Source organism: Sphaerochaeta globosa str. Buddy, from assembly GCF_000190435.1.
Taxonomy (GTDB): Bacteria; Spirochaetota; Spirochaetia; order Sphaerochaetales; family Sphaerochaetaceae; genus Sphaerochaeta; species Sphaerochaeta globosa.
This window is the reverse complement of record NC_015152.1, coordinates 2,551,413-2,573,297: the sequence shown is the minus strand read 5'-3', so window position 1 is coordinate 2,573,297 and position 21,885 is coordinate 2,551,413. Positions and strand designations below refer to the sequence as shown.

Genomic DNA, 21,885 nt, shown 5'->3' with positions numbered 1-21,885 from the left:
GAAGAATAGTTTTATCTGACGATATCATCGATAGTGTTTGGCAGTTCTGAGTAATTGATTCCTGTGGCTATACAAACTTGCTTCCACGTAATATTCCCAAGATAGTGTCTTCTCAATTCAACCCTCTCCTCTAATGAAAGGTGAGGAAGACTTGCCGTGAACATTGTCTCCTCAAGTTTATATTTCCCTTCCTCATCAATAAGGATAAGAGCATATTCTTTATCCTTTACATATTGTTTGAGAGCCTCAAGATTCCTGACCAGTTGGTTTCTTTGCGGATACCAGTCAACGGATTGGGAAGGGCCTTCTTCTGTCCTTTTGCCTTCAATAGCTAAAACTATATTCTCAGTCTCGATTAGACAATCAACTTCTGTGAAACCTTCAAATACCCACCAGTCTCGATTTGGGTTTCTAACTTGATTGTTTCTTAACAATTCTAATGCTTCAGCAATTGTAGTGGAGTCATTATTGAAAAGTTTCCGTCGTTTGTATTCTGTCTGTTCACTATACTTCTTACCGTTTGGCCATTTCATGAGTAAAGGGTTTTGAATCAGCCATTCAAGGAATCTTACAGGAGGCGACAATGAGAATTCAAAACAGTTTTCCAGATCAATCGAATTCATTCCTAGTTGCTTTTGTATAGGGTCTGTATAGGGTTTTTTCTGGAGTGAGTAATCGCAAATTGAACCTACAATACGGACTAGTCCTTTCCCATACTCTGATTCACATAGTTCTAAGATTGTTGGAATCCAGTCCATACTTTTCCTATGAATTAATTGTTTAAATACTGGCCTTACTCTTGTGATGGAACTGTTATAAAGTTTATGTTGCATCTTCACATTGCCTCACAAATCTTTGCTTAGAGCATAGTATATCATACAAAACGACATGATGAAAATTTGTATTACTTATTTCTTCCATAATGGATGTGATTTGGTCCTAATGAGATAATTCGAGAGGAAGTACAGAACTTCCTCCCGAATACTCCGTGTTACTTTTTAATTAAAAATCCGTATTTGCACACGGGAGCTGACCAGTGAATAGGAAGGGACGCCGAATCATGGTAGAATATCCATGAATCCGGCGGAGAGGCTGCATTTGGAGCGTGGTGGCCCTTGATGCAGCTTCAAAGCTTGGTTCTTCAAGAGGCCACCACCTATGAAACCAGATCAGCACAGCACATCCCGGCGTTCCACGCCCTGGGATGAACAAGGAGACATCACTCCTTCCCAGGCTTTCATCAAGCAGCATCATGAGCGTCATTACCATGAGCGGCACCATGCCTTAGCCGAAACAAATGAAGCCGAGTTCCTCAACAGCAAGATTCCTTTTGGTTGCAGGCTGTGCGGATCCAGTGACATTAAGAAGGCCGGACTGTCGGCAAATGGTGTGCAGATGTACCGATGCAATGCCTGCAACAGGAAATTCACCGTGCTTACGGGAACGGTCTTCGACGGGCACAAGATACCAATCAGCGAATGGATAGAGTATCTGTACAACTTGTTTTCCTATGTAAGCCTGCGTGCGGACTCATGGAACAACAAGAACGCCATAACCACGTCCCGATTCTGGCTTGAGAAGGTATTCCTCCTTGTCCAGGAATACCAGGAGGGCATCGTCCTCGAGGGTGAGGTGACCCTTGATGAGACCTTCTATTCCGTACGCACCTCGGATCTGGTCATGCAGGAAGGAAAGAAGCTGAGAGGCATATCGAGAAACCAGATCTGCATCGGCGTCGCCTGCGACTCCCATCATGTTTTCTGCACATTGGAGGGATACGGAAAGCCAACCCAGAGAAAGGCGTACGAATCCTTCAAGGATCACATCAGGCCTGGTTCGGTGCTCATCCATGACAAGGAAGGCTCCCACAGAAAGCTTGTTGAGGGACTTGGCCTTCAAAGCAGGGCCTACCAGTCGGCAGAGCTTAAGAAGCTCCAAGACAAGGAAAACCCGATGGAACGCGTCAACAGAATCCATTTCTATCTGAAGAGGTTCTTTCTTGCCCATTCCAGCTTCGACAGGGACTCGATTGAAGGCTTCATCAACCTCTTCTCATTCGTGATGAATCCTCCTAAGGAAAAGCTTGAAAAAGTGGATATTTTGATCAATTTGGGAATTGAGTGCTCCCGAAACATCTCATATCGGGAGCTGTTTCTCAAGAAGAAAGCGAATTCTGAAGGTTTCTAGCTCCCGTGTGCAAATACGGATTTTTTAATTAAATGAAGAAAAGTCACTATCTGGTATTGTCATCCCTCATAGAACAACCTGAAATCCTCCTTGATCTTCTTCATCCTCCGATGAATCGTAACCTGGGATACACCCATCACATTTACAGTTGCATCCTGTGATTTGCCTTCTTCATGGAGGTCATAGATTTTTCTCAGTTCTACTGAAAGCAGCTGAAGGAAGGCTTCAGCCTTTTCCCTGAACTCGTTTCACTCTACAGCAGTGTGGGGCTCATAAGTCTAATGCCGATTGGTATTCATGATTTCCAAATCGTAGTACAGCTGTGCAAGTGTGTCCTGCTCGGGATCACGTACCCAGTCGCAAACATTGCACTCGCTGCCGTATAGCCACTATTTACTGTACGCACTGCTTTTGACCAAGCAAATTTCCCATTTAAGAGAAAAGACAAAACAAATGCAAAACTGTGTTTCTGGGAATTCTAGATTCAGTTCCCGCATTTTATAGATGATTGGCTCTCTGCCAGCCATAGATGAAATTAAACTGGTCTTTTGCGTTTTGTGTTGTTATAGTCCCTAAATAATAAAATTTTTTAATACTTTTCCTACCATTCTTTTAGTACCTGCTATACAATTCATGTAAATTTATGTTTGGGCAGGTATTCATGTCAATTCCTTTTTTTGATCATCCAATTCTAAATTCTCCGTATGAATATCCAACGCGTCACTGGGAACTCGATGAATCAGGTCAGCCTACACAGAAAATAGTCAATACTCGTCGTGAAGCAAAATTCATAGTTCCTTTTCCAACAGCAAAGAAACATGAGGCACAGCAAACAAGTTTACTATTTGGAGATGAAGAGAACCTATCAACAGAAAGACAACAATACAACGAAAATGCGGTTATAAATGCAATCAGGGGTAAAGTTGATGAGTGGCGAATGCTCCCTCCATCTGAATGGCTAGTAACACCGGAAACTACAAGACTCCTTCAGCATTGGAGGCACCATCAGTTCGCAGGAATCCGCCCATTTTTTTGTCAAGTTGAAGCTGTTGAAACGCTGATCTGGCTAATTGAAGTAGCTCCTAGACTAGGAAAAGAGGGGCAAAGTTTCCTGAATCATATCGAAGATGTAAGTCTTGATGCGAACCCAGAACTGTTACGAATTGCGATGAAGATGGCAACTGGCGCAGGAAAAACTACGGTCATGGCGATGGTGATCGCCTGGCAAACGATTAATGCAGTTCGTCATCCTCAAAGTAGACGATTTACACGAGGATTTCTAATAGTTGCACCTGGCATTACTATTCGAGATCGATTAAGAGTTCTTTTCCCAAATGATCCTGATAGTTACTATTCAGTTAGAGAACTCGTCCCGAAAGATATGCTTTCTGATCTGGAGAGAGCAAAAATTGTGGTTACGAATTACCATGCTTTTATGTTGCGTGAACGCATGGTGCTGTCGAAGGGGGGGAGATCTCTATTACAAGGGAGGGGAGAAGCATTAAATACCCTGGAGACCGAAGGGCAGATGATTCAGCGAGTGATGCCCGAACTCATGAGTTTGAAGAATATTTTAATCATCAATGATGAAGCTCACCATTGCTACCGGGAAAAACCTGATAAGGATGGACTTTCTGGAGACGATAAGGATGAAGCTGAAAAAAACAATAATGCTGCTCGTGTTTGGATTACTGGTCTTGAAGCTGTAAAACGAAAAATTGGGAATTTATTTGTTCTAGACTTATCTGCAACTCCTTTTTTTCTTCGTGGTTCCGGGTATGCAGAAGGAACACTTTTCCCTTGGGTCGTGAGTGATTTCTCACTCATGGATGCAATTGAATCTGGCATTGTCAAACTTCCCCGAATACCTATTGCTGATAATATTCCTCAAGGTGAAATGCCAAAGTTTAGAAATCTATGGACTCACATTGGCCCAAAAATGCCAAAGAAGGGCAGGGGAAAAGGAGTTATTCTCGATCCTCTATGTTTACCCGTTGAATTACAGACTGCTTTGGATGCTTTATATGGACATTACAATGAAACTTTCAAGCTCTGGGTACAAGCAGGAATAGATACTCCTCCTTGCTTTATAATTGTCTGTAACAACACAGCTTCTTCTAAACTTGTCTATGACTATGTGTCTGGCTTTATTCGTGAAGATGAGAATGGAAAACAAATATTCATTAATGGAAGACTAGAATTGTTCAGAAATTTTGATGAAACAGGAATTCCTCTCGGACGGCCGAGAACTTTATTAATCGATTCACAGCAATTAGAATCCGGCGATGCTCTTGATAAAGACTTTAGGACAATGGCTGCTGATGAAATAGATCGTTTCAAACGCGAAATGCTTGCGCGAGGTGCAGGACGAGACGCTGTTGACAATTTATCCGACCAAGACATATTGCGAGAAGTTATGAATACTGTCGGTAAGAAGGAAAGGCTTGGAGGATCAATTCGTTGTGTTGTTTCAGTTGCAATGCTTACTGAAGGATGGGACGCTAATACAGTAACCCATGTACTTGGAATCCGAGCCTTTGGGACTCAGTTGTTATGCGAGCAGGTAATTGGAAGAGCTCTTAGACGCCAGTCATATGAGATTAACGGTGAAGGGCTGTTTGATGTTGAATATGCTGATGTTTTAGGTATTCCATTTGATTTTACTGCCAAGCCCATTGTTGCTCCTCCCAATAAACCAAGAGAAACTGTGCATGTTAATGCAATTCCTGAAAGAAGCGCTCATGAGATTGTTTTTCCACGTGTTCAGGGTTATCGGACAGAGCTCCCTGAGGATAGACTGGAAGCAGAATTCACCGATGATTCAACTTTCTGTTTAACCCCAGACATTGTGGGCCCAACAGAAACCCGGAACTCAGGAATCATCGGGGAATCTGTTGATTTGAGTATTAAATATCTAGAAAAGGTCAGAAGAAATACTGTTTTGTACTCTTTGACAAAACATCTATTGGAAACTAAGTTTCGCGATCCCAATGGTGAACCAAAGTTATTTCTTTTTGGACAATTGAAAAAAATCGTCTCAGACTGGATGGAGAAACATTTGATCTGTAAGGGCACTTTCCCCGCACAGTTGTTGTACAAAGAATTAGCTGATATTGCATGTGAGAGAATTTCGAATGCAATTACCAGAGCTTCTAGTGGAGAGAATCCGATTATGGTTGTACTCGATCCTTATAACCCTACGGGTTCAACCAGCAATGTGAATTTTACCACTAGTAAATCCACGAGGTGGCAAACAGATTCTCAGAAATGTCATATAAATTGGGCGATTGCTGATAGTAATTGGGAACTTGAATTCTGTAGGATTGTTGAAAGTCATCCAAGGGTTATCTCCTATGTAAAAAACAATGGCCTTGGTTTTGAAGTTCCTTACCGAATAGGTTCAGTTAGCAGGATCTATATACCAGATTTTATCCTGCTTATTAATGATGATCACGAAGATTTATTACATCTGATTATTGAGATTAAAGGATATCGCAGAGAAGATGCTAAAGATAAAAAACTTACTATGGAGACGTTCTGGATTCGTGGGGTTAATAATATCAAATCTTATGGACGTTGGGCATTTGCTGAACTTATTGATCTTTTCGATATGAAAGAGGTCTTTGAGGATCTGATTAAGCAAGTTGTTGTATCCAATGAAGAAGTATTTACAATTAGTAAAAGGACGGAGTTGTTTAATGGTAAAAGATAGAAATCATAAGACAATAGAAACACTTACCCATGAAGAAGCCAAACGTAAAAATATACCAACTGCTGAATATCAGTCCATTATCGATCAAGAGGTAAAGAGTTCTATACGTGTCGCGTATGAACGTAGAAATAAGGATCTTGACCCTCAATTAGTTTGGAAGGGAAAAGATGTCCAGGATTGGTCAGATCTTATTGTCCACGTACCTCCTCTATACATTCAAGAAAAAGTGCATCCAAAAGTTCTCATAGATGATTTAGTAAAGCAAACAGAAAGAGATAAGAGAAATGAAGATGCACAGATAGATTTGTTCTCCGATTTTAATGGACTACCAAACGAAGCTGCAAAAACAGAATTCTATCAACATGATGCACACTGGTCGAACAGAATGATTCTCGGAGATTCTCTTTATGTGATGGCAAGTCTAGCAGAAAGAGAAGGCCTAAGAGGAAAAGTCCAATGCATTTATATTGATCCACCATACGGGATTAAGTTTAATTCCAATTTTCAGTGGTCTACAACTAGTCGCGAGGTAAGGGATGGGAATATCCAGCATATTACACGAGAATCTGAACAAGTGAAGGCTTTCAGGGATACCTGGAGGTATGGAGTCCATTCATATCTAACCTTTTTAAGAGAAAGATTAACAATCTCAAGAGAACTTCTATCCGATTCAGGATCAATTTTCATACAGATTGGAGAAGAAAATGTCCACCGCATTCGAGTATTGATGGATGAAATATTTGGTGAGAATAACTATCAGAGTACAATATATTTTGCCACTACTGGGGGATTTGCAACCTCAGGATTGTCCAGAATTGGAGATTACATTCTCTGGTATTCAAAAAATGCAGAAAATACAAAACATAGGCAGTTATATACCAAAAAAAAGGGAGCTGATGATGATCGGAGCGCTTATAAAAACATACAACTTGGTATAGGCGATAGACGGCGATTATCAATAGATGAGTTGGATAATCTCGAAGTATCCCAGCAAAAGGGTAAAATATTCCGAATTGATAACTTGTGCGGGCAAGGTTCTCCAAAAGAGCCCACTCCATTTAATTTTCAAGGAAGAACATATAAACCTTCTAATGACAGCCATTGGAAACCGAATTTTCCAGATGGTCTGGAGAGACTGAAAAAAGCAGATCGGATCAATGCAACACCGAAGGCTCTGAGCTATATAAGATACTTTAATGATTACCCAGTTTCTCCATTAAGGGATATTTGGGATGACACAGGGCATTCTGGTTTTTCTTATGACAAATTATATGTTGTTCAGACAGGAACAAATGTAATTCAACGGTGTATTTTAATGACAACTGATCCAGGAGATTTGGTACTTGATCCTACATGTGGTTCTGGTACAACCGCTTATGTAGCAGAGCAATGGGGACGACGATGGATTACTATTGATACTTCAAGGGTTGCTCTTGCCTTGGCCCGAGGACGAATTATGGGGGCTCGCTATCCATATTATTTGCTCTTAGATTCTACCGATGGTCAGGCTAAAGAAGCTGAACTTTCAAAAAGATATTTATCAATAAAACATACAAATGGTGATATTAGACAAGGTTTTGTATATGAGCGAGTTCCACATACCACGTTAAGCTCAATCGCAAATAATACTGAAATAGATGTTATATATGAAAAGTATCAGCGTGAATTGGAACAATTATTACTGGACTTTAATCAATTGTTGGGTGAGGCACTGAAAGAATGGGAAGTTCCGTTAGAACAAAAATCTATTTGGAATTCTACAGTAAGTGAAGTTCATGCAAAATTGTGGAAACTGCGAAGCCAAAGACAAAATGAAATTGATAATTCAATTTTGAAGAATGCAGAGACTGAGTATCTTTATGATAAGCCATTTGAAGATAAACGAAGGGTCAGGGTAGCTGGTCCATTTACAGTTGAGAGTCTTTCCCCTCATAGAGTTCTTGGTATTGATGAAAATGACGAATTAATTAAGGATTCTTGGGATAAAGAACCTGAGTTCGGAGGCAAGCTGGATTTCTATAATATGATTCTTGAGAATTTGAAGACTTCTGGTGTCCAACAAGCTCATAAAGAAGATAAGATTATTTTCACTTCTTTAGTAGCTTGGCCAGGGAAATTAATCTGTGCTGAAGGGCAATTTGTTGATAGTGTGAAAAATATTGAGAAAATTAGACGTGCAGGGATTTTTATTGGACCTGAATTTGGCACGGTTTCCAGACCAGATCTCGTTGAAGCAGCGAGAGAAGCTGCAGATGCTGGATTTGATGTCCTAATCTCATGTGCTTTCAATTATGATGCGCTATCGACTGAATTTAATAGTTTAGGGCGTATTCAGATCCTCAAAGCTCGCATGAATGCTGACCTGCATATGGCTGAAGATCTTCGAAACACAGGCAAGGGCAATCTATTTGTTGTTTTTGGAGAACCTGACATCACTTTAATCAATAATAATTCAGGTAAGATTCAAGTCAAGATTAATGGTGTAGATGTATTCCATCCCAATACAGGTGAAGTACGTTCTAGCGGACCTGAAGAAATAGCTTGTTGGTTTATTGATTCTGATTATAACGAAGAGAGTTTTTTTATTAGGCAAGCATATTTTCTTGGTACTAATGATCCTTATGGGGCTTTGAAAACAACATTAAAAGCTGAGATCAACAAAGAAGCATGGGATTCTTTAAAAAGTGATGTGTCTAGACCTTTTGAAAAACCAAAGTCAGGGCGAATCGCTGTAAAGGTCGTGAATCACCTTGGCGATGAAGTTATGAAGGTGTTTAGAGTATAAGGACTAACAATAAATTGCTAAGAAAATTTTCTAAGGAATAATGAGATACTTCGGATTACTATTGCGAGCTAATACATACCTAATACACTCCGAAAAACCGATGCATTCTGTGCATAGAAACTAATAAGCCGTAAAGAATAAGAAATGATGAAATAGGAAGCATAATGTATTTAAGAACAATAAAAAAACTAATTGAACCAAATAATATAGAATATACTAATGCGTTTTTTATGGATTGTCATATAGCTTGTGAAGCGTACTTCTCAAGATTGATGTTTATTGGTTTAAGAATGAATGGAGTAAGTTATAAGCAGGCTATGGAGGCTACTAAAGAAAGTTTTTTACATATTCACGATACTCTTGAGAAAGCTTTAGTACTTATTAATAAGGAAAAGGGGCCAATGGTTTTCAAAGAAGAAAACTTGAAAACCGGTTTGCAGCTTTTTGTAGATTGTTCTGCAGGTTATCGTAATAAACTACAACATGGAGCAATTGAAGAAATTAACGATTTAAATGTATTAAAACTAATAATTGACATTAACCTATCGTTGATTCGGGAAATAGAATTTTATTTAATGAAATATTTCAATCAATCGGCCTTTGATTCACCTGGAAAATGGGGGGCTAAACGAATAATAACAATTCAGGAAATTGATGATATTCGAAAGAAGTTTAAATTAAAACCAGGATCAAAAATTATGTCATTTGAAAAATCAAATGAGCTGTTCTCCAAAATCAATTGGCAACATAAAAAATGATGCCGAAGGTAGAATTCAGAAGTTAATTTTTCTGGGGTATATAAAAAGGTTTTTCCTCTGTGCGTGGATTTGGTGGTTTCCAAACACACGGATTCCTTGATTCGACGAGTCCATCCTTGTTGGAAGGTAATCGCTAATGAAGCCCGAGATGGTATAGGAACCTCAAAATACCGCAGTATTTTTCCAATTTGTTTAAGATTCTTTGTATCAATTATCAGATCAAGACAGCTCTTGGGTGGACAAAAGTTTTCTTCATCTAGCAGCTCATCGATAATCAATCCTGCTGGGGATTGTCCCTCATATTTAAATTGGCAAAGCAGAATTTTTTATTAAGCCCTCCGAGTTTAACAGTTCAGGCTTTCCATTTACGATATGGGGGATGAGGCGCAATAGAAGTAAAAATCACCTACATCAAGAATGTATACTATATAAATAGAGAAGTTATACATTGTTATCGTTTCCATCCTCCTACTAGGATGTGAACTTCCTGGCTAGCTACATAGTTTGTCTTCCACTCCAGATTTTTTGTATTTGTTGACACTATCCAGATTGCTACATGTTGGAATCAGAGCATAGCCAATTAGATATATACCAGCTGGATCCGCTATTTGTATGGTGTTGGTCGGTACTGTTTCACACTTCTCAACTGATTGTCCATACCAGTTTTTACTTTGCTTCTGACTTTGAAATTTCTTTATATTATCAATCTTCCGCTGTACACGAAAGGGAACCAAGTCATTTTCTGATATTGAGAAAGAGACATAATGGGCAACTTCTGTTTTGCAGATACCAGCCCTGAATCCTAGAGAATTGACAAGCGCAAGAACATCTAGAGATAGTTGTTCTTTCTTTTGTACGAATGTTGCTCCGTTCCCATACATCCTAGACATGTTGCCATCAGTATCCATCAATCCTTGCAGCAGAGCCAGCCGCTGTTCAACAGATGCTGCAAAGTAGATTGATGGAATATGCTTGTTGTGAAGAAGATTCTGTTTTCTCAATTCCTTGACTAAATTATAAACCGTTCTCGTTTGGAAAGGTGCTCGCGTAGGACAGTGGCTTTCAGATAATTTGTAACCATCTTTTCTGATTGATTCAAAAACCTCCTCATCAGGACCGCACACACGTCCTCCACTGTTATCTCCATCACCTAGCCAAGCTCCAAGCGTATAAGGTTCAATAGGTAAATCAACCGGGGAGCTGGAATATCCTGTAACGGGAATATAAGGGTGCTTATGGTTAGACATCAATTGAGAAGTTTGATTATGAACAGATTCCCATCCGACTCTTTTCTCACCTTTTGCTCTCTTAGAATTCCATTTCATGACTTTCCATGAATGAGCAGAACCACAAATAATTTCTTGATTCCCTCGAAAACCTACTTTCATGCATTGGGAATTTGGATAATGCTTGACTGAAAGAACCTTACTCAATCCTCTTGGTGTGTATACTGAATCACCCACCTGTAATTCGCCGTGCTTTTTCCACCCAGTTTTTGTAAGTACAGGGGTATTACTTGACAAACCGCTATTCCCGCAATCTGCCTCTGAATCGACGAATCCATCATGAGAATCCAATTGATTCAATTCAGATTCTATAAATTCTGTGCCAGTAATGTCTTTCATTTCCGCCTCCAATATCCACAATAAAAGACTTTCCATTTTGAGGATGGCTTGGAGGTAACGAGGGGTGTTATTAGTCTTTTCTTTTCTTATGTATCTATCTTACTTGTACTGCGCTTGTCGGGGATCATTGTTCATTCCAACACCTTGGTCTGTTTTTCTGGAAGAAAAGAGTATCAACTTCAAATATGGATTCTTGTTGTAGTCGATATTTAGTACGTATATTGATGAGGTTGCTCCTCCCTTTCCTTGGTAATACAAATATGATCCTATCATTCTTGTACTTATAGCTGTATAATTCGACTGATTATGTTGAAAGGAGGTTGGTTATCAGAAAATACACCTTGATAGCAGGTCTGATTTTGGTATTATTAATGGCGGGTTGTACTAATGACGTCCCTGGTTCAAATGGGAGAGTACCCCTATCTCCGCCTTCTTGGACTATCGGCAGCTGGGAAATAAAGGCGGGAGGAGAAGTAATCAGTACTTTGATATTCAGCAAGGATAATGTAGTTTGGACAACTAACAGCATTGGGCTTAATTTCAAGGAAATGAAAGCAGCTGGAGCTCCAATAACTCAAGTGTCTACAAGTAGTAGCACATACTCATTTAATATTTCTGATGAGGGAGTGACTCAGACTTATTCCTTTACAAAGACTTCTGATACTACCCTGAGATTCTCACTAAATACTAATGGATTTATCCAGACATTGGATTATACCAAGGTCTGATTTTTATTCTTACAGTTTGATGATGTGCTACTCGGTGATTTACAGGACGGTAGACTTTGAAGAAAATTGTTTTTATATGTATCACTACTCTTATTTGTTCGTCTCTTTTTGCTAAAGTTCTAGATCCAAATGCTCCAATTGGATCTAGGAAAAATCCAGTTTCAATTGGTATTCAAATCCAAAAAACAATCATGGCTGAGAAAAATCCCATTGCTATCGCTAACTTGAAAATCAATGGTGTTATGAGAGGCTTGTATTCTGATATATATTTACTGGCATTACAGATTACTACTGAAGTAGGAGTTCCTGCTATCAAAAATGATTCGAAGGAATATATGCTTGTTGTGTTGTCTGTTGAAAGTGTTGAGGACTTGTCTGGTATCGATAAGCCTTTTTTGTAGGCCATGATGTCATAGCCCTAGCAAATAGTACATTTGTCACAAAAACTCCACAGCGTATTATGCATATAATGGATGAGCTTGAAGGCAATATGTATGAGGGGTCATCTCATGCAGGTTTCTTGCTATATCAAGTGAATAAAGATGAAGAATATTATCTCGTTTTTCAAAATACTTGGTTCGAGCTTGGTGTGGATACTGACGATATTACTAGGAATGCGCTTGCAAGGAATTGAGTCAGGGGCATGCCTTTCAGGGAATACCAGCCGGTAGGCTGCATCGTCGGTCATGTCCTTCATATCCTTGTAGGACAATCCTTTTTGCTTCGCTTTCTCCACGGTTGTACAGACTGAATGTTTGGAGATTTTTCTTGTGTTGGATATCTCATTCATTGATATCCCCTGCTCATGAAGCTCAAGAATGAGCTTCACCTTGATTTTCCTGGCCATGTCGGCCTCCTCAGAATTTGATACCGGAACCCATAGATTCCGTTACCAATATTCTGGGTCATGTTGTGTAAGGTGTGGTGCTCAATGTGATTATTGTGGTGCCCATGATGCAAATGGGAAAACGGTGCTCATGCAGCTACCGGTGGTACTGAATAAGCGAATGATGGTTTTAATGCGTGCGGATACTCAATAAAGAGAAATATTACTTACGGGCATATTCACTCAGTATTGATCCGGAATTATCTTTCATTTCTACAGATGCAAGAATTTATGATTTTTAGAACATAGATAGTTGAAAACAAAAAAAAGAATCACAGAAAAAAAGGGCAGGAGATTTTCCTGCCCACCTATCAATATGCTCATGTGTGATTATAACAGAACTGACATATGCGTCAGTTTAAAGTAATCTTTCTATTGCCAACAATACCTACCTTTTGTGTTTGTTATTGCACAAGCGATACAATCAGCAGTTCCTTTTTGCCCTGATCGAATATGTGCACGATAAGCAGCGCTAACAGAACTGTATAAGCCCCGATTGGCCTGTCGAGGATACCCTCTAGCGTTTAATAGATGTGCTAGTACATTAATCGTGATACGGATACCTTTGTTCCAGTTATCTGAGGCAATTTCTCCAATTACAAAATATTCTTTTTTCATTTTCTTCCTCCAAAAATATAATAGAAACAATGTATTTTGAATAATTTTTTCTTCTCACTAGGAAACTAGTGGAGGTAATAATTTTGTTCTCGCTAGAAAACCAGCGGAGGTAAGAATTTTGTTCTAATGAGCATTATTGACATAATTATATTAATAACGATCCTAAAAATCGGATAGAGCTTTTCTAGAAGTTTTTTACCATATGCAGTGGTAGAGGCAGTATCTTCGCGCACCCCTGGATCCAATCCGCCGCCCCCCCTGCCTTAATTTTGACCCCCCTCCCCCTACCTTGAATATGCACCAATTATGCATGAATAAAGCCTGTATGCAGTCTGTATGCAATATTGATTGGTATAAAGCCGGTAAATTGGGAGACCTTATGCAAGAATTATGCAGTATGTAACTATTGTATGTGTGAGGGCTGAAGGGAGTAATTAAGCTGGTATCCTTACTGTATTAATAGGGCTATGTGCTTATATCTAATAGAATTGGGCTTGGTGTCCATAATAAGGCTTGGTGTGGTATAGGTGTACAAATTGGTGCTTACTACCTGGGTTTAGGTGTCGATTGGTAGCGAGATAACTGGTAATAGGATGGTTAGGGAGTGTAGGGGAAGTAGTAGGGTATACTCCCCGGCTTGAATCTAGGTTTGTATACCCTTGCTTGACTTTATTTGCCTTGCCTTCTGAATATTTTTTTATTTCATCGGTCAATTTTAAAAATCTTCAATCTAGGCTTGGTCCTTCTTTGTCTGAAGCTGTTTTGCTCTCTTGTGCGATATTGGTATATATATTATTACCACTATGGGCAAGGAAGTATCTTATAGCTTCCTTGATAGCTCCCTGTACACTCCCCCCATTTTGTTTCACTGTATCAAGATACGTGATAATATCCATATCATTACTTTTCATTAAATACATACCATAGAACACTTTATTTTCTTTGTCCCATTTTCTTTCCGCCTCAGTTCTCATTATATTAACCTCATAAAAATTATTTTTCTTAGTTAAACCATTATAGCATAAATAGGTATAACTAATCCATCATATATCTTGAAAAATTAGATAAAAAAGTAATTGACATTAGTTAAACTAAGTTTTATTGTCTAAACATCACTTAGTTAAACCGAACAAACAGGAGGGACCAATAAAATTCACAGGGGAGCTAAACCCCTACCAAGTATTCACTAACCTTTCGGGGTTAATAGGTGTTGGCTAGCAGTCTTTCGGGGTTGTTAGAAGGCAAGTGGATATAAGAAGAGAGTCAACGGTACTAGGGACACTGGTACAGAGTTGTAAAACATGGGTTTTTTGACAGAAGTGTGATTTGTCATCATGCGTTACCAGTACAGACGGTTTCGGCTTGCTGTATATGGAATTGAATGGGAAGTATCCGCAAAACTTTGGGACTAACCGCTGTAAACCTTAAAAATAGCACACTTTAGCTGGGTTTCGGGGAACGACAGAGTAGGTACTATCCGATAGCGAAGCCACTATGCCCGAAATGGGAAAGGTGGGTGGACTGAAACTGTAGCCATACAGGAGTAAACACAGGTGAGCAAAAAACCTCCATAGCGTACGCAGGAAGAATTCAAGCATTGCATTATTCCCTGTTTTGCAGGTAATAACGGAACGCTTGAGCGTCCCTAAAATTTAAAACGGGCAAAAAATGCCCTAGGAGTGAATCATGAACGCAACAACCAACACCAAGACCGCACAGGCTATCGAAGAGGCAAAACAGGCTATTCTCGCAGTAGGAAAAGTAGACCAAGCCGCAAAAGAAGAGGGCGGGGAATTTGCCGCACAATTGAAACAGGCAACCGATGCTTTGTCACTCGCCTTGACTTGGAAAATCGGCCTTGAAACCCACGTTGCAGTGCTCAAAGACGGTACTGTACGCAAATACATCAAAGTGACCAAAGGCATGCCTAGAGACCTTGATGTAATCCTCCTTGAAGGCAAGGGACATAGCATCAAGGTGAAGAGTTATTCCAGGGACGCACGTTATGAGGAAACCGAAAAGAAAACCCTGACATCTGAGCAGGTGGACTATAACAACGCTATGGATTCGTGGCAGGCGAAGTGTGACAAAGAGTCGAAGGCTCGCCTTGAGAAGGTCCTCAAAGATGCCAACACGTGGGATGCATTGTGGGGATACGTGGCTCTTATCGAGAGAAACAACGAGATTGCCAAGTCAGAGAAGTATTTCGGCTAATCGATCGACAACGTGAAAAGACTGTTTTTCCACCCTGTACAGTCGTCTAGTAGAGGTTCAATTCTTCTCGCAGGGTATATATCCCACACAAGTTAAGTGTGGGTATTTTTATTTTAGGAGGCTCAATATGAGCATTTGGCACATGGAAAACGGGGCATTTTTGGAAGAGTTTGACTCAATGGATACGGTTGTCAGCATGGGTATTCCAACCGACAACCTGTTCTACGTGGCAGGTGATGAATCGGGTTTCGAAGTGTCCAGTGTCCAGTCATGGACCGTACAGCTCATCTGAGGAGGCATGCAATGAGAACAGCAGATATTTTCTTGGTCGATGGGAAGTATACCGACAGGTATAAACTGGAGCAGATAGACGCTACGCACTTCTATCAAAAGCTCTTGAATGCAGATGGATCAGACAGTAGGCCAGACACAAAAGGCATGGTTCAACACGTGGCACAAATAGGCAACAACAAGCCTTTCTATGAAGCAGTGTTGGAGTGGCTACAAGGCATGAGAGACCTGCAGAATGTAGGATTTGAGGTTGCATGATGGGAGAGAAGCAAACCAAGGGGTGGGAGCTGCTTTGCACTCTCTCAGGGGAACAAGTGGCACGACTGTTTACCGACTATCACGGAATGCAGTTGTTGGATGATGGATTTGAAAAGCACCTGAAATTCGAAGGGTATATGGGAGACAACGAATGAGTCTATACGAAAAAGAACCAATTATGGTCAAGCTGGAAATGAATGTACTCGATCGGAAAGGAGATTGGGTACTCGTTCAATACTTCCCCGACCCGACTATTGCGGAAACCTTCCTGTACAACACGAAGGAAGAGAAATGCTACGGAGGGTATCTCGATATAGATGCCGAAGAGCTTACCGAGGATTGGTACAGGCTCACAGGAGATACCCGAAATGAAGAGTGAACAGAAAAATTCCGTGTATGAGATAGTCACGCAAAGAATCATTGATTTCATCGAGCAGAACAATGAGCTTCCTTGGAGAAAACCTTGGGCAACGGTTGAATCGGCTCAACAGAATTACAAGAGCAGAAAGCCCTATCAAGGTGTCAATGCCATTCTCACAGGGATGAGTGGATTTTCCAGCCCTTTGTGGTTGACCTTCAAACAGGCAAGAGAACTTGGCGGAAACGTCAAGAAAGGCGAGAAATCAACACCTGTCATTTTCTGGTCTACCATCGAAAGAAAGGTTAAGGATGATGAAATAGAAGATGATGAAACCACCAAGAAATTTGGTTTTTATCGCCTGTATTTCGTCTTCAATTCGTCTCAGATAGAGGGTATCGAATTCCCTGAAATCATCAAGCCTACGCAGAATTTCAACCCGATTACCGAGGCCGAAGAAGTCATCAGAAACATGCCAAATTGTCCACGTATCAGCAGGGATGGAGGTGGAGCCTATTACTCTCCCGTTTTCGATACCGTGACGATTCCAGACACGTTTTTCACATCAGAGGAACTATACTCCGCTTTGTTCCATGAGCTGGTCCACAGCACAGGCCATCCTTCCAGGCTCAACAGGTTCAAGGAAGAAGGTGATGACCACAAATTCGGAAGTCAAACCTACTCAAGGGAAGAGTTGACCGCTGAGATGGGTTCATCATTCATTCTCAACACGCTTGGCATTGCAAACGAGAGCACCGACAAGAATTCGGCAGCATATATCAAGAGTTGGCTCAGGGCACTCAGGAATGACCCTCAGATGGTCGTTACCGCAGCAAGCAAGGCAGGGAGAGCTGCCAACTATATCATGAACAAGGAGGCAGACAATGTCGTGGGAAACTAATGATGACGTACTGGATATCATCGCATCCACCGGCTCGATCGGTGGGACCAGAATGTAAAAGACGACCGTATTACTACGGCCGCCAAACCAAAAAATGATAAGAGGGCCTGTCACTGACCTGATGGGCCTTCACTTATGGAGATTAACACAATGAAATACTTTGCACAACTTACAAGTGTAGAGCAACTAATGATTCTGGAGAGACTTGTAACAATTCTTAAGAAAAATATCGGTGATAATGGATCGGTTCATGAGGCTGTTGAACATGCAATAAACAGCAAGGTTGATGACTTGGAAGATATCGTAGAAATCAGGGTGTGCGATGAATGTGGAAAACTGATGGTCGAAGGCTATTGCATTGCTGGAGGAGAGGAATACTTCTGTTCTGATGAATGCCTTCATAAAAATTACGCTCCCGATGAGTGGTTGGCTATTTATGCCGGGCTTGACAATACCGACCCTGCAGAGGTTGAGAGAGCGTCGAAGTTGTCACAGGCAGAGCTTGATGAGCTGAACGAAGAGAATGACTCACAGAGCTATCACACAGCTTGGGAGGTGTGAGCATGTACGAAGTTAAAAGCGTCAAATCATTCATGGGTACAGAAGGCTACGGCTACAATTGCAACCTGTATCGGGATGGGAAGAAGGTTGCTGAGGTGGTTGATACTGCAGATGGCGGAGCGGTCAATTTTTATTGGGAAGCCAAGGGAGAGGCCGAGGATTTTCACCAGTATGCACTAAACCTTCCTATGATTGATATGTCCAAATTTGGCTTGGCTGATGTCCCACAGGATATTGATACAGCAATAGGTGGTCTGGTGGATGAGTATGAGAACACCAAGCGGCTCAAGGCACTATGTTCAAAGAATTGGGTGTACAAGTTCGAGAACCATAAGTCTGATGAGATAGCGTGCTTCAAGAAGAATCATCCAGATATCAGGAAGGTCATTGAGACGAAGTACGAAAACCAGATTGTTGAGTGTATCAACGACAGATTCCAAAAGGAGAATTGACCATGAGAAGCGAAGTAATGAAAAAATATGAGAACCTGAAGAAACAACAGCTTATTGATATCTTGGTGAGCATGGCTGTCTCCGAGACACCGTCGATCGGCACACCATCGGAGGTTTATAGCAGGCTTATCAAGTGCATTCCGCTTGAAGATTTCTTCTTCAATGAACACTTTTTCAGCATAACGCTGAACGGAGCGCATCAGGTTGTTGATGTTCACGCCATTACCAAAGGATTGGTCAATAGAACATTGGTTCATCCACGGGAAGTGTTTCGTCCAGTCATCTTGGATAATGCAACGGCTATCGTCATTGCACACAATCATCCAAGCGGCAATCTTGAGCCAAGTATGGAGGACAAGGACATAACCATGAGGCTCAGGCAGGCAGGGGACATACTTGGCATCAAGGTTCTTGACCATCTCATCTTCTCTCCAAACGGATACCACTCAATGCTAGAGAACGAAGAGTTCTAAGCAAAATCTACGACATACCGAATAAGGAAAAGTACAATGGATACAGAGAAAACGACATCATCAATTTTACTCAATTACGAATTGTTGGATGAATACAAACATTTGTCTCTTATCAAATTGACCACCAATTTCTCTGATAATGGCAAGCAATTATTCGCCATCGTAAATAATCTGTCTGGAGAAATCTACTACATTGCCATAACTTGTGAGGCCCTCCATGCGACTTGGAAAGAGCTGACAGGTATTTCGTATAATGCCTATGGCTTGCCTAATACCTTGGCGAAAAAGATCAAGCAACAATTGAGAGAAGGGCTGCAAAAGGAAGGTGTTAAGGAATCCTCATTGAATCACAGGGTAAGCTTCATATTTGAGTTTGTGGCAGGTTATCTCAAGCCGTATATCGACTTCATTGGCAAGCTAGGCGATTTGTACGTAGAGCATCGATCGGATGTATCTGAAATGTGCGGCATGTTCCTTGAAAGCGGAGCAATGCCAGATGTGGATATGCGAGAGAGTAGGTTCGTCTACGGAACGCTCCCAGATGGCACAGAACTTATGTATGACACGCTAACGACTCACATTGAGTATATGCCTGTCGGTGGCGTTTGGGACATTTTGAACACCGACTACAAAGGCTGATTGTCCTTTATAACATTCTGAGAAAGGAATAATATGTCGAACAATACAGAGAAAATTAGCCATTACGAATGGATGGCATGCTTCTTTATCAACGATGATTTGAGCGGATATTCGATGGAAGAAATCACAGAAATTGAGAGATTTGAGAGCCAGTTGAAGGAGTATTACGGCGACTCAGTCAGGGTTATGGACTGCTCCGAATGTACAGGCTTTGGGACACCTGATTATGGTGGTCCGAAGGGTGATTTGTGTGAGTATTTGGTCGAGTATAAACCGCAGGATTTGCCGTCTGAACACTGGCAATCGCACAAGGAAGAGGCTCTGAAAAGTCGTTACTGGTAAGGAGTTTTTATGCCAAATTGGATCAAGACTTTTATTAAACTGAAGGGTAAAAAGGATGAGTTGGATATGCTGGAATCGATGATGACCTACAGGTATGCCGGTGAGAATGATGACAAGGAACAGAACTTCTTCAACAGCCTTGTACCGATGCCCTGCAAGCTTCCAGCGCTTGAATGGCTGTACGAGCATTGGGGAACCTGTACCGAGGCTGAGGAGCTTTGGTTCTGCAGGAATGAGGCAGAGCTGCTTGAGCTTGCATTTGAGACTGCCTGGACGACTCCGAAAGAGATATTCGCAGCAATTACCAAACAATTCCCATCAATCACATTGGGAGGCTATTACGCTGATGAAAACCTTGGGGACAACTGTGGTTTAATTGTTGGCAGTCTTAATCGTGTTGAGACTATAAAAATGGGAGACGAGAGCGATGCTGCCGTCCAGTTTTCAGAGAAGGTTTGGGATGTGAATGTCAAGGAGTTTTTTCTCTGATGGGGGTGCGGACAAAAAGTTGGACTTTTCTATGATACTAGACCAAGACTCCTGCGGTACTCAAGAGGGCTCCGCCCTCCCAAGGACATTTTGATTCGTTTCTCATTATACCAATAGATGTAATCATCAAGCAGTGCACAAAACTCTTCGATTGATACACCAAACCATGAGCGGGAATAGAACATCTCATTCTTCAATCGGCCGAAAAAACCTTCGCATGCCGAATTGTCGGGTGAGCAGCCTTTCTTCGACATTGAACGAACCAACCCGGCATTATCCATTCTCTCAATCCAGCCGGGCCAACGGTAATGACTCCCCCGATCGGTATGGACCAATGGGTGCTCACCGTCTTCCAGTGTTCCTACAGCCCCATCCAGCATCGAGTTCACCAGCTCCGCATTGGGGCTCGTACCACGGGTCCAGGAGGTGACGTAGCCGTCAAAACAATCAATCACCGGAGAAAGATATACTTTGCCGGCGGGAATGCTGAATTCCGTGATGTCGCTCAGCCATTTCTCATTCGGATTCTCGGCATGGAAGTCACGCTTGATGATGTTCTCGACCTCAGGGCTGAGCTCACCCTTGTATGAGCTGTACTTCTTTCTCTTCACGGAAGGAACGACAAGGTTTTCCTCGTGCATAAAGCGAAGAACCACCTTCTCTGAAATGGTGCTTCCATTGGATGTCATGACTGCATGCAGTCGCGATAACCCGTACACTGCCGGTTCTCAGAGGACACATTCCTCAGGTCTTTCCTGACAAGCTCATGCTTATCTTTTCTCATGGGCTTGGATTTGGTAGAAGTAACTGCTTTTCGCCCATATGCAGGGAGGGCAGCAGCTGCCTTTATGGTGTACCTGGCCTGTAAGGGCATCGATAATCATGGCTTTCTCCCTGTTGGAGAGTGTATCGATACCGATGCCCTCATCTTTTTTTATTATATCAGCCGCCTTTTCAAGAATATCCTTCTCCATCTGGAGCTTCTGTACCTGCTTCTGCAGCCTGTCCCGTTCTTCTTTCAAGTCGTTGCATTCAGCCCTCAGCTGAATCTCCTGTTCTGATGAAGCCTTCTCGGATTCTTTTTGGGATTTCCTTCTCATCTCGGGGTTGCTTACCTCCCCAAGCAATTGCCGTTTCCAATGCCAGACCGTTCTCCGGGATACTCCAATCTCTGATTGGATCTGTTTTGAAGTCTTTTCACCGGAAGCTACAGACACTACAGCGGCCATCTTTTGCTTGTCTGTGCATTTTACAACAGGCTGTTCCCTTTTCAAAGGTTGAAAATCGCAAGAAGAGTCTTGGCTGACCCATTTCCCAAGAAGTTGGCGGCAAGGATATCCGAGAGCCTTGACCGTACGGGCGAATCCTCTCCCGTGCTCCTGGTAGTATTTGACAGCAACCGCTTTTTGCTCTGCTGTGTATCCTGATTGCATTCGAGACTTCTTGCGCAGGTCTCCATTCTCAAGGTATTCCCGATACCATAGCGTAAGCATCCTGGTGGTTGGATACCCAAGTTCCCTTACGACAGCAGAAGCACTTTTGTCAAACTTTATGTAAAGTTCAACGGCTTTCTTCCTCTCTTCGTATGAATACATTCCCTTCTCCTTA

General features: G+C 41.5%; 25 protein-coding genes. 18 read left to right on the top strand and 7 right to left on the bottom strand.

All coding sequences use genetic code 11. The features are described 5' to 3' along the window. Positions 1 to 11: 11 nt before the first annotated feature. On the bottom strand, positions 12 to 833 hold the full coding sequence (locus SPIBUDDY_RS12055; RefSeq protein ID WP_155816105.1) for a hypothetical protein: 822 nt from the start codon (positions 831 to 833) through the stop codon (positions 12 to 14). Positions 834 to 1,158: 325 nt separating this feature from the next. On the opposite strand from SPIBUDDY_RS12055, the gene SPIBUDDY_RS12050 reads away from it, so the two are divergent. The 4 genes from SPIBUDDY_RS12050 to SPIBUDDY_RS12035 all read left to right on the top strand — a co-directional run bounded on the left by SPIBUDDY_RS12050 (position 1,159) and on the right by SPIBUDDY_RS12035 (position 9,442). Further along, entirely contained in the window at positions 1,159 to 2,187 is a 1,029-nt protein-coding gene (locus SPIBUDDY_RS12050) for an IS1/IS1595 family N-terminal zinc-binding domain-containing protein (RefSeq protein ID WP_013606133.1), read from the top strand. Positions 2,188 to 2,848: 661 nt separating this feature from the next. Continuing rightward, positions 2,849 to 5,899: a BPTD_3080 family restriction endonuclease gene (locus SPIBUDDY_RS12045; RefSeq protein WP_013608039.1), complete on the top strand. Its 3,051-nt coding sequence runs from the start codon at positions 2,849 to 2,851 to the stop codon at positions 5,897 to 5,899. Next, positions 5,886 to 8,684: a site-specific DNA-methyltransferase gene (locus SPIBUDDY_RS12040; protein WP_013608038.1), complete on the top strand. Its 2,799-nt coding sequence runs from the start codon at positions 5,886 to 5,888 to the stop codon at positions 8,682 to 8,684. Before SPIBUDDY_RS12045 ends, SPIBUDDY_RS12040 begins: the two co-directional genes overlap by 14 nt. Positions 8,685 to 8,848: 164 nt before the next feature. After that, the gene (locus SPIBUDDY_RS12035) at positions 8,849 to 9,442 is read left to right on the top strand and encodes a hypothetical protein (protein ID WP_013608037.1); all 594 of its coding nucleotides are present in this window, start codon (positions 8,849 to 8,851) and stop codon (positions 9,440 to 9,442) included. 491 nt (positions 9,443 to 9,933) lie between these two features. Here SPIBUDDY_RS12035 and SPIBUDDY_RS12030 read toward each other — a convergent pair whose 3' ends face one another. Continuing rightward, complete coding sequence (locus SPIBUDDY_RS12030; protein ID WP_013608036.1) at positions 9,934 to 11,067, bottom strand: hypothetical protein; 1,134 nt, start codon at positions 11,065 to 11,067, stop codon at positions 9,934 to 9,936. A 320-nt stretch (positions 11,068 to 11,387) separates the two neighbouring features. Here SPIBUDDY_RS12030 and SPIBUDDY_RS12025 point away from each other — a divergent pair, with 320 nt between their 5' ends. Both SPIBUDDY_RS12025 and SPIBUDDY_RS12020 read left to right on the top strand, forming a co-directional pair. Continuing rightward, positions 11,388 to 11,795 carry a hypothetical protein gene (locus tag SPIBUDDY_RS12025; protein ID WP_155816104.1) on the top strand — a complete coding sequence of 136 codons (408 nt, stop codon included), beginning with the start codon at positions 11,388 to 11,390 and terminating at the stop codon, positions 11,793 to 11,795. Between the two features lie 56 nt (positions 11,796 to 11,851). Beyond that, positions 11,852 to 12,196: a hypothetical protein gene (locus SPIBUDDY_RS12020; protein WP_041380761.1), complete on the top strand. Its 345-nt coding sequence runs from the start codon at positions 11,852 to 11,854 to the stop codon at positions 12,194 to 12,196. 122 nt (positions 12,197 to 12,318) lie between these two features. Here the strand turns inward: SPIBUDDY_RS12020 and SPIBUDDY_RS15825 are convergent, their stop codons facing one another. The 3 genes from SPIBUDDY_RS15825 to SPIBUDDY_RS12005 all read right to left on the bottom strand — a co-directional run bounded on the left by SPIBUDDY_RS15825 (position 12,319) and on the right by SPIBUDDY_RS12005 (position 14,273). Beyond that, entirely contained in the window at positions 12,319 to 12,642 is a 324-nt protein-coding gene (locus SPIBUDDY_RS15825) for a MarR family transcriptional regulator (RefSeq protein ID WP_013608034.1), read from the bottom strand. Between the two features lie 411 nt (positions 12,643 to 13,053). Further along, the gene (locus tag SPIBUDDY_RS12010; RefSeq protein WP_013608033.1) at positions 13,054 to 13,299 is read right to left on the bottom strand and encodes a hypothetical protein; all 246 of its coding nucleotides are present in this window, start codon (positions 13,297 to 13,299) and stop codon (positions 13,054 to 13,056) included. A 725-nt stretch (positions 13,300 to 14,024) separates the two neighbouring features. Next, on the bottom strand, positions 14,025 to 14,273 hold the full coding sequence (locus SPIBUDDY_RS12005; protein WP_013608032.1) for a hypothetical protein: 249 nt from the start codon (positions 14,271 to 14,273) through the stop codon (positions 14,025 to 14,027). Positions 14,274 to 14,985: 712 nt separating this feature from the next. On the opposite strand from SPIBUDDY_RS12005, the gene SPIBUDDY_RS12000 reads away from it, so the two are divergent. The 12 genes from SPIBUDDY_RS12000 to SPIBUDDY_RS11955 all read left to right on the top strand — a co-directional run bounded on the left by SPIBUDDY_RS12000 (position 14,986) and on the right by SPIBUDDY_RS11955 (position 20,277). After that, positions 14,986 to 15,513, top strand: a complete 528-nt coding sequence (locus SPIBUDDY_RS12000; RefSeq protein WP_013608031.1) for a hypothetical protein — start codon at positions 14,986 to 14,988, stop codon at positions 15,511 to 15,513. A 127-nt stretch (positions 15,514 to 15,640) separates the two neighbouring features. Continuing rightward, positions 15,641 to 15,805 carry a hypothetical protein gene (locus tag SPIBUDDY_RS16285; RefSeq protein WP_013608030.1) on the top strand — a complete coding sequence of 55 codons (165 nt, stop codon included), beginning with the start codon at positions 15,641 to 15,643 and terminating at the stop codon, positions 15,803 to 15,805. Between the two features lie 11 nt (positions 15,806 to 15,816). Further along, positions 15,817 to 16,062, top strand: a complete 246-nt coding sequence (locus tag SPIBUDDY_RS11995) for a hypothetical protein (protein WP_013608029.1) — start codon at positions 15,817 to 15,819, stop codon at positions 16,060 to 16,062. Then, complete coding sequence (locus SPIBUDDY_RS16280) at positions 16,062 to 16,217, top strand: hypothetical protein (RefSeq protein WP_013608028.1); 156 nt, start codon at positions 16,062 to 16,064, stop codon at positions 16,215 to 16,217. The genes SPIBUDDY_RS11995 and SPIBUDDY_RS16280 overlap by 1 nt, the downstream gene beginning before the upstream one ends. Continuing rightward, positions 16,214 to 16,441: a hypothetical protein gene (locus SPIBUDDY_RS11990; RefSeq protein ID WP_013608027.1), complete on the top strand. Its 228-nt coding sequence runs from the start codon at positions 16,214 to 16,216 to the stop codon at positions 16,439 to 16,441. The genes SPIBUDDY_RS16280 and SPIBUDDY_RS11990 overlap by 4 nt, the downstream gene beginning before the upstream one ends. Then, the gene (locus tag SPIBUDDY_RS11985) at positions 16,431 to 17,321 is read left to right on the top strand and encodes an ArdC family protein (protein ID WP_013608026.1); all 891 of its coding nucleotides are present in this window, start codon (positions 16,431 to 16,433) and stop codon (positions 17,319 to 17,321) included. The genes SPIBUDDY_RS11990 and SPIBUDDY_RS11985 overlap by 11 nt, the downstream gene beginning before the upstream one ends. Before the next feature lie 150 nt (positions 17,322 to 17,471). Further along, positions 17,472 to 17,882 carry a hypothetical protein gene (locus SPIBUDDY_RS11980; protein WP_013608025.1) on the top strand — a complete coding sequence of 137 codons (411 nt, stop codon included), beginning with the start codon at positions 17,472 to 17,474 and terminating at the stop codon, positions 17,880 to 17,882. Between the two features lie 2 nt (positions 17,883 to 17,884). Then, positions 17,885 to 18,334 carry a hypothetical protein gene (locus SPIBUDDY_RS11975; RefSeq protein ID WP_013608024.1) on the top strand — a complete coding sequence of 150 codons (450 nt, stop codon included), beginning with the start codon at positions 17,885 to 17,887 and terminating at the stop codon, positions 18,332 to 18,334. A 2-nt stretch (positions 18,335 to 18,336) separates the two neighbouring features. Then, positions 18,337 to 18,807, top strand: coding sequence for a JAB domain-containing protein (locus tag SPIBUDDY_RS11970; RefSeq protein WP_013608023.1), 471 nt, complete (start codon positions 18,337 to 18,339; stop codon positions 18,805 to 18,807). Between the two features lie 36 nt (positions 18,808 to 18,843). Next, positions 18,844 to 19,446: a hypothetical protein gene (locus SPIBUDDY_RS11965; protein ID WP_013608022.1), complete on the top strand. Its 603-nt coding sequence runs from the start codon at positions 18,844 to 18,846 to the stop codon at positions 19,444 to 19,446. 33 nt (positions 19,447 to 19,479) lie between these two features. Next, a complete protein-coding gene (locus SPIBUDDY_RS11960) occupies positions 19,480 to 19,788 on the top strand; it encodes a hypothetical protein (protein WP_013608021.1) in 309 nt (102 codons plus the stop codon). 9 nt (positions 19,789 to 19,797) lie between these two features. Next, positions 19,798 to 20,277: a DUF1281 family ferredoxin-like fold protein gene (locus tag SPIBUDDY_RS11955; RefSeq protein ID WP_013608020.1), complete on the top strand. Its 480-nt coding sequence runs from the start codon at positions 19,798 to 19,800 to the stop codon at positions 20,275 to 20,277. Between the two features lie 29 nt (positions 20,278 to 20,306). Here SPIBUDDY_RS11955 and SPIBUDDY_RS16445 read toward each other — a convergent pair whose 3' ends face one another. Next, a complete protein-coding gene (locus SPIBUDDY_RS16445; protein WP_281047950.1) occupies positions 20,307 to 20,996 on the bottom strand; it encodes an IS3 family transposase in 690 nt (229 codons plus the stop codon). Between the two features lie 51 nt (positions 20,997 to 21,047). After that, complete coding sequence (locus SPIBUDDY_RS16440; protein ID WP_049787877.1) at positions 21,048 to 21,872, bottom strand: hypothetical protein; 825 nt, start codon at positions 21,870 to 21,872, stop codon at positions 21,048 to 21,050. Positions 21,873 to 21,885: the final 13 nt, after the last annotated feature.